This is a genomic window from Novosphingobium guangzhouense (assembly GCF_002896965.1).
Lineage (GTDB): Bacteria > Pseudomonadota > Alphaproteobacteria > Sphingomonadales > Sphingomonadaceae > Novosphingobium > Novosphingobium guangzhouense.
Genome location: NZ_LYMM01000058.1, coordinates 23,568 through 30,097, shown reverse-complemented (window position 1 = coordinate 30,097; position 6,530 = coordinate 23,568). Strand labels below are relative to the sequence as shown.

12 protein-coding genes are annotated in these 6,530 nt (G+C 59.9%); 3 read left to right on the top strand and 9 right to left on the bottom strand.

Going from position 1 to position 6,530, the window contains the following annotated elements; all coding sequences use genetic code 11:
- The coding region (locus A8V01_RS20140; RefSeq protein WP_146037336.1) for an FAD-dependent oxidoreductase at window positions 1-322 on the top strand (322 nt) is incomplete at its 5' end.
- A 169-nt stretch (window positions 323-491) separates the two neighbouring features.
- A complete protein-coding gene (locus tag A8V01_RS20135) occupies window positions 492-911 on the top strand; it encodes a hypothetical protein (RefSeq protein ID WP_103098102.1) in 420 nt (139 codons plus the stop codon).
- 75 nt (window positions 912-986) lie between these two features.
- On the opposite strand, the gene A8V01_RS20130 is transcribed toward A8V01_RS20135, so the two are convergent.
- The 8 genes from A8V01_RS20130 to A8V01_RS20095 all read right to left on the bottom strand — a co-directional run bounded on the left by A8V01_RS20130 (window position 987) and on the right by A8V01_RS20095 (window position 5,026).
- Window positions 987-1,715, bottom strand: coding sequence for a hypothetical protein (locus tag A8V01_RS20130; RefSeq protein ID WP_103098101.1), 729 nt, complete (start codon window positions 1,713-1,715; stop codon window positions 987-989).
- A gap of 77 nt (window positions 1,716-1,792) precedes the next feature.
- Window positions 1,793-2,347, bottom strand: coding sequence for a hypothetical protein (locus A8V01_RS20125; RefSeq protein WP_103098100.1), 555 nt, complete (start codon window positions 2,345-2,347; stop codon window positions 1,793-1,795).
- Between the two features lie 17 nt (window positions 2,348-2,364).
- Entirely contained in the window at window positions 2,365-2,982 is a 618-nt protein-coding gene (locus tag A8V01_RS20120; RefSeq protein WP_170066014.1) for an ATP-dependent DNA ligase, read from the bottom strand.
- 155 nt (window positions 2,983-3,137) lie between these two features.
- Window positions 3,138-3,335: a hypothetical protein gene (locus tag A8V01_RS20115; RefSeq protein ID WP_103098098.1), complete on the bottom strand. Its 198-nt coding sequence runs from the start codon at window positions 3,333-3,335 to the stop codon at window positions 3,138-3,140.
- 3 nt (window positions 3,336-3,338) lie between these two features.
- Window positions 3,339-3,710, bottom strand: a complete 372-nt coding sequence (locus A8V01_RS20110) for a hypothetical protein (RefSeq protein ID WP_103098097.1) — start codon at window positions 3,708-3,710, stop codon at window positions 3,339-3,341.
- A gap of 370 nt (window positions 3,711-4,080) precedes the next feature.
- Window positions 4,081-4,446 carry a GrlR family regulatory protein gene (locus A8V01_RS20105; protein ID WP_103098096.1) on the bottom strand — a complete coding sequence of 122 codons (366 nt, stop codon included), beginning with the start codon at window positions 4,444-4,446 and terminating at the stop codon, window positions 4,081-4,083.
- Between the two features lie 98 nt (window positions 4,447-4,544).
- Entirely contained in the window at window positions 4,545-4,763 is a 219-nt protein-coding gene (locus tag A8V01_RS20100; RefSeq protein ID WP_103098095.1) for a hypothetical protein, read from the bottom strand.
- On the bottom strand, window positions 4,760-5,026 hold the full coding sequence (locus tag A8V01_RS20095) for a hypothetical protein (RefSeq protein WP_245892746.1): 267 nt from the start codon (window positions 5,024-5,026) through the stop codon (window positions 4,760-4,762). Before A8V01_RS20095 ends, A8V01_RS20100 begins: the two co-directional genes overlap by 4 nt.
- 101 nt (window positions 5,027-5,127) lie before the next feature.
- Here A8V01_RS20095 and A8V01_RS20090 point away from each other — a divergent pair, with 101 nt between their 5' ends.
- Window positions 5,128-5,325, top strand: coding sequence for a hypothetical protein (locus A8V01_RS20090; RefSeq protein ID WP_146037335.1), 198 nt, complete (start codon window positions 5,128-5,130; stop codon window positions 5,323-5,325).
- Between the two features lie 528 nt (window positions 5,326-5,853).
- Here the strand turns inward: A8V01_RS20090 and A8V01_RS20080 are convergent.
- Window positions 5,854-6,423, bottom strand: coding sequence for an opacity protein (locus A8V01_RS20080; RefSeq protein WP_103098092.1), 570 nt, complete (start codon window positions 6,421-6,423; stop codon window positions 5,854-5,856).
- Window positions 6,424-6,530 lie beyond the last annotated feature (107 nt).

Here is a 6,530-nt window from a genome sequence, read left to right as displayed (position 1 = left end):
CGGGGTTCTCTACACCGATCGCCTGCGCGAGGAAGGTACGCCCGCCAACGTCACCGACCACACGGCGGCCTATGAAATCCCGGTCGAGATGATCCTGCCGCACGAGCAGTTCAAGATCGCAAATATGGTGGTCCCTGTGTGCGCCTCGATGACCCATGGGGCGTGGGCTCCGGGCCGCCTCGAAATGGCATACGGCGTTTGCGGTGAAGCCGCTGGCGAGATCACCGCTTGGTTGGCCGCCAACCCCGGCCGCCGTGCCGAGGACATGCCCATCGCCCTCCTGCAACAGCGCCTCGTCGCGCTCGGCTCCATCATTCACTGAAAGGAAGCTCTCGAATGTCCTTCCGTGTCGGCCGGCTTGGCCTTGCGGAAGTATGCGACCAGCGCCGTGATGACCGCCCCGAGAAACCCTCCTGCCGCGACACCCCAATTCGCGAGTTCACTGGCATTCTCAGTACCCGCCACCGTAGATTACCGTTCCGGTCGAAGCCATGTTCTGGCGTATCGACATCACCGACCATATCGGAGCTTTCGAGGCGGGGGGCATCGTGATCGGTAAGGCCATTGAGCCCAGCCGGTTCTACGACAAGGATTTCGAGCGCGGCATCGAGCCGCTGGGCGGTGTCGAGATCAACCGGTTCGGCGTTCCCGATGTGTCGCCCGGCATCACACTACGCACGCTCCTGTTCACGCTCTCGTGGCTGAGCGAGGAGGAGTACGAGGACACCTTTGCGCCGCTGACGTACAAGCTGGGCACGTCGCTACCGATCTATTGTTGCTTCGATCCGGCGGTGACGCCGTGGAGGCAGAACCGTACCTATCTGGGATACCTGGGGCGGGCACCGTTCGCGCGGGGCGGTGTGAAGCCGAGGACGATGGCGATGGAGTTGCAGATCAGGTCGCTGATTTAAGGTTCACCAGCTCGGCGCCATGGGGTGGCCGCCGGGGCGGGCGCGGCGGTTCCCTCCTGCCGTCGCGCCCGCTTGTTACGCATCCCCCGGAGCTATGCCATCGGGGAATAGCCTGTAGGCATACGCCTGTTCGAATGCTCGCTTAGATGCCATGCGTTCTGCCGCGACAGCCTCATCACCGATACCCGAAGCGACAAAATATGCCATCGTCAGGCCTCGGAAAAATATGTTCCACAGGTCGTCTTCGGAATCCCGGTACAGTGGATTGTCGCTGGTGCCGTCCAAATCAAAACGAAGTGGCTCGCCCGAGCACATATCAATTACCGCGACTGCGTTAGAGTGAATATAGCCGGAATAGGCCTTAAACAGTTTTCGGCTGGCCTCAATTGCAGTGGAGGGGTCTTCTCCAAACGCATTGTGTATGTAGGCGCGAATTTTCACGCGAGGAACCATAGACTTTGGTTCTTCAGCCCAGAAATCGTCGACGTAAGTGTCATGTCGCTGCGTCCAGTCGCCTTGTCTGCCAATTACCAGAAACATCACATCCTCGTCGATATCGTCGAGTATGCGTTGGATGGCGCCTTGCTCCTGACAGAAGCCATGCTCCGAAAGAAGCACCGCCGCGCGACAACCGCTGATGTAGCGAGCGAATTTCATGAGAAGCATTTGTTCGAATGACTGCTCTTGATATCGCACTCGGTAGCCGTCGCCATCGGCCACCACCCTTGGCGGCGCCACCACGGCCTCAAGTCGCCGAAACGCGTCATCCAGTTCGCCAAGAATCTGAGTAAAGGCTTCGTCCATCTTTTGACCTCACAAGGACCGCCGAGCAATTTTACATTTGATGTGGTTCAGTCAGTTTAGAAAGGGGTGGGGATGCCTTATGAAACCTCTCTCACGAACTTCCATTTGAGCTGATCCCGCAGCATTGTCCTGGCGCGATCGTGCCAGTCGAAGGCATCCATGACCGCGCACTGCATGTCCATCGGATCAGCCGGCTCAATGACTACCGCGCGCGTCTCCACATCGGTCGTCGTCACCGCAACATAAGCGCCGCCCTCGGTCTGGTAGACCTCCATCCGCATGTCGAATCCCTGCCGCGTCGGAAACTCGCCCTTCGCTATCACCGCGCCGGTGAACTTGACGGTAGGCCCGCGCCGCTGCGTGATCTTGGTCGGCTTCATTTCCACGGTGGGGGTCACTTTCTCGTTTTCGTTCTCGTGCCTAAGCGGTGATAGGGGCGCGGGTCGGTAGGGCATGCACAACTCGCCCGTCTCCAGGTCGGTATAGCTGCCGCGCGGTACCCGGAATCCGTTTGCATCGACGCCCATTACGAACCGTCGGAGCTTACCGGTGCCTTGGTCGATGACGACGAGGTCACCGGGCTGGATCGCTTCGCCCGGGGCGATAACGAAACCCTGATCAATCACAATCATCTTCACACCTCCCGTGACTAAGCGGCGATGGGGGTACGAGCCCACCGCTTCCAGTTGTCCAGCTTCACTTTGAGCCACGCAGGCCCGCGTTTCCGCCGGTAGGGGGCTTCGGGATCCTTGAGCATCAGCCCTTCTCCCCCGACAGCCCACACGCGCTGCACCATGTCGTGCACGTCCGATTCGGTGAAGGCCCATTCGTCCTCGACCACCTGAACGGCTGTGGGGTCGTCCCCTCCCCGGCTTCCCGGCCGCCAGTCCCAGGACAGCGCCGGATCATCCCGCACCGCGCCCGCCAGCTCCTGCAGCCATGCCTTGCGCTCGTGCAGCGGCCGGTCACTGCCGCCCGCGCGCCATTCCTCCTCCGTCAGGACGTCGAAGAGGTGGAGGCGGCCCTTATCCCCTCCCCTGCGCCATCCGCTCTCGAACCAGCGCTTCGTTGCGTCCAGCGTGTCGTCGACCACAACTTCACCGTCGAGGAATAGCGGCACGCCCGCGACGTGCTCGAACAAGTCGAGCTGGTGCACGATATGATCGGCGCCGTTGAGCGGCTGGCCGTTGCGGGACCACAGGCGCGGCTTGCCGTCGAGGCCGCGGAAGCGGAGACAGCGCCATCCGTCCCACTTCCGTTCGACCATAATTCCCCCGGTGGGGGTGGTGCCCGTCCAGTCGCCGGCGAGCTGGCAAAGCGCGTTCATCGTGCAATTCCCTCGATAGGGTCCGCGTTTGCGCTGGTGGGGGGCGCGTTTTCACCGATGGGGGCCCCGGATGATGATGGTGGCGCTGCTCATGATCAGCTCTCCACCTCGGCGGGAAGGCCCAGCGCCTCGCGGACCCATGCCATTGCCGTGCAGACGTCATCCCGATCAGGGCCATAGGTCTCCCTGCCTTCCGCCTGCATGTCGATGTTGCAATCGTCCAAGGCGTCGAGAGCTTCCCAGAGGGTTGCGAGCCATGATGCGGGGTCATTTGCATTCAGGTTAGAGGCCATGTCTCAAGCCTCCTCGTCCAAGCAGCCGCACTCGTCGCAGGGCATTACTCGCGTCTCGATCGACGCAGCGCACGTTGCGCACTCACCCTCTTCAGGATCGGCCACCCACACCCATGCGGCCACCCACGTGCCTCCATCTGCAGGCGCCGTGCCCGGCTCATCGTCGATCTCGATTTCGTCGCTGGCGTACCGCTCGTTCGCATCGCCTCGGAGGCCGGGGTCTGCGATGCCATCAGCCATGGCTGCGAGTTGATACTGTGCGCGGACCAGCGCTTCGGTCGCGGCGATCTTCTCCCCTTCGCCGCGCAAGAAGCGCAGAGCAGATGACACGTTGTCCTGCAGGGTGCGCAGCTCGATCGTGTTGATGAATGCCATCGCTCAGCCCTCCACCACGCACGAGAAATGGACGTGCTTGAGCTGATCACCGAAAGCTGCATTGATCGCAGCGCGCTCGCTCTTCGTGAAAGCGGTCATGTTGTCGTTCCTGTTTTCGAGCCGGTGAAGCGACCGGCAACGCACAGGAATAAACGCACGTATCGCGGCGATACGCAATAGATAATAGACGATACTCGCAAATAAAATGCGGGTCCTACCTGCCGTCAGTAGAAAGACAAAGCGCTTAGGAACCGCGTTTTTCTTACCACACTCGATCTATACTATTTCATGCAGTTAGAAGTCTCAGTTTTACCCACGAAAAAGGCCGCCACGCGATGCGCAGCGGCCCATTGAATTCACTTATTAATTGTCACGGAAGATCGGCGATCTTGATCATACGGGACTTCAACTCGACGCCCTCCATTTTGTCTGAACGGAGCACGCCGTGGATTTCATTGCCCGATATTTCCCCCTCGAGCACGACATTGTGGTCAATGTCGCTCGTCATGCCAAAAACGTTTTCGAATTCCTCCGCAGGAACGTCTGTGTTCCAAGCCCACGACCGCACATGAGCCGTTATCTTGCCTCGGTCCACTTCGTACGTGCCTAAGTAAGCCATGAGAGAATCACCGCCGAAAACTCGGCCGCTTTCGAGGACAACAATGCCTCCCCAGACCGGCGTATCCTCTGAGCCGACAGATCCGCTCTGAAACTTCCACATCGCTTCGACTGTCATATCTGCACCCCTACTTGAGAATCAGGTTGGTAAGGCTGCTTGCAGTCGACCGATAGGGAAAGACCTTCCTCAATACGCATCCACAATATTAACTCGACCTACTTCACGACGCTCAGTGTAATTGGGCCACCGTCAACCACGCCTTCGAGCCTTGGCACCGCGACGAAATCCTCGGCCGCAGCGATATGGGCGACGAGCCGATCGATCAGCTCGGGCAGGATATCCCGCGCCTTGATCAGATCGTGCCGCGTCCCTCCGTTGGCGCAGGCAAGAGCGTGGAGGCGCTGGGCGTGGGCAATCAATTTGTCGTCGGTCACCAGGACACCCAATCCATCTCAGCATCATCGACCGCTTCGAACATCTCTGGATCGGCGCCAGTGTCTCCCAGGCGCTTCCGAACCGCATCAGGAGTGCCGTCCTTCGGAAAGCCGCGATCCGACTTCGCGATCGAGGCCAACTGGCCGATGAAGCCGCCTCGCTCGGCCTGCTCCAATATCCAGCGGCCGAACGGCAGCGATTTTCCGCCGGTTTCGTAGCCTCCGAGGTCGAGGGGGCTGTCCATCTTTGACAGTTCAGGCATCGCAGAATCACTCCATGAGAGAATGCCGCGAAGCTATATGTTCCACATTCGTTCCGCAATCCGCTATGGCATCGGCAATGGGAACGAAGCGATTCCAAACGGTGTTCGACTACACGAAATGGGGCTGCGACATCGCGGTCACCTGCCAGTGTGGGCACAAGGCGCTGCTCGACACGAAGGCCATCACGAAGACCTGCGTGGTGAAGGGACTCGACACCCGCATGCCCGCGATCAAGGCGCGACTGAAGTGCAAGGCCTGCGGCAGTCGAGAGGTTCGTTGTGCCCCTGTCGAACGATGACGCGCGGGCTGCGCTACCGTCGCACCATCGGATGAACCGCTTTGCGATCGACGTGTTGGATGAGGCTCGACAGCGCGCATATGAGAAGCCGATACCCGCCGAACCTGCGATGCGGCTGGCTCTCGCCTGGCTGGCTGTGAACCGCCTGGGTGAACCTTACCTTATCGAGCAATTCTGGGCATCCGCTACCAAACCTGCGCGGCCCGACGACAGCAATGGATATTGTCGAAAGCGGGATCTGCAGGTCTGCATCAACAGGTGGACGTTCCTGGCTAAACAACGGCGGTTGTAGAAAGATGGTGCGGAGCGGGTGTCGATGTGCGATGAGGTTCTCGCGACCCGAAGGGCTTCCTGATGCCCTTGCACCAACTGGCCCGGACCTCTCCAGAGCGCCGGGTCTTCTTGCGTCGTCACCCGGCGATGAGGTCTTTCCACCGCAATCAATGTCTGGGAAAAATAACACCCGCAAAACATCATTACAGTGAAAGAAGCCACCACCGCTGGGCTGTGGTGGCCTCTTTGCCTCGTTTAGAAGTGCGCGATCACACCGGCCATCGGACGAATGCTATCGAAATCATAGGTTTCAGCGGATAAGCGGAGGCGAATGCCGCTGTTGCCGGTCACGCCGCCCAAGCCGATATCCTTCGGTCCAACTTCAACGCCTACGCCGTAAATCCAGTCCTTCTGATCGCTATAGCCACGCTTTCCGTTGACCCACTGGTAACCGGCCGATGCATAGATCAGACCGCTCTCGCCCGCGCGCCCGCCGATACGCCCCTTGACGCCGTACTCCCAGTCGATGTCGCCGAAACCCTTGGTAGCGTTGCCTTCGGCACCGACGAACACTGGCCCGAGCGGGATGTTGACGCCGGCCACGCCGCTGATGAGCGCACCGTTCATCTTGCCGCCACGCGGCGAGCCGAATTCGCTGGTGCGATCAAAATCGTGGTAGCCACCGAGAACGCCGAAGTAAGGCTCAATGCCGAATGCCTTGGTGCCGTCAGGCGCAGTCGCTTCTGTGGTGTCCGTCGCGTCCTGAGCGAAAGCGGTTGCGGGGATGGCGGCGACGAGTGCGGCAGCGAAAAGGTACTTCTTCATGAGATGCTCCAAAGGTCGGTCGATGTTGGACCAAGTGGATCATTGAACATCTCGACCCCGGAGGAGTTTCAGAACGTCACTAAATTCTGACAGCAGCGTGACATTTC

Excerpts from the sequence above, each read along its gene's own strand:
- A8V01_RS20135 (WP_103098102.1), top strand. The coding sequence starts at position 492 with ATGTTCTGGCGTATCGACATCACCGACCATATCGGAGCTTTCGAGGCG.
- A8V01_RS20130 (WP_103098101.1), bottom strand. The coding sequence starts at position 1,715 with ATGGACGAAGCCTTTACTCAGATTCTTGGCGAACTGGATGACGCGTTT.
- A8V01_RS20125 (WP_103098100.1), bottom strand. The coding sequence starts at position 2,347 with ATGATTGTGATTGATCAGGGTTTCGTTATCGCCCCGGGCGAAGCGATC.
- A8V01_RS20120 (WP_170066014.1), bottom strand. The coding sequence starts at position 2,982 with ATGGTCGAACGGAAGTGGGACGGATGGCGCTGTCTCCGCTTCCGCGGC.
- A8V01_RS20115 (WP_103098098.1), bottom strand. The coding sequence starts at position 3,335 with ATGGCCTCTAACCTGAATGCAAATGACCCCGCATCATGGCTCGCAACC.
- A8V01_RS20110 (WP_103098097.1), bottom strand. The coding sequence starts at position 3,710 with ATGGCATTCATCAACACGATCGAGCTGCGCACCCTGCAGGACAACGTG.
- A8V01_RS20105 (WP_103098096.1), bottom strand. The coding sequence starts at position 4,446 with ATGACAGTCGAAGCGATGTGGAAGTTTCAGAGCGGATCTGTCGGCTCA.
- A8V01_RS20095 (WP_245892746.1), bottom strand. The coding sequence starts at position 5,026 with ATGCCTGAACTGTCAAAGATGGACAGCCCCCTCGACCTCGGAGGCTAC.
- A8V01_RS20080 (WP_103098092.1), bottom strand. The coding sequence starts at position 6,423 with ATGAAGAAGTACCTTTTCGCTGCCGCACTCGTCGCCGCCATCCCCGCA.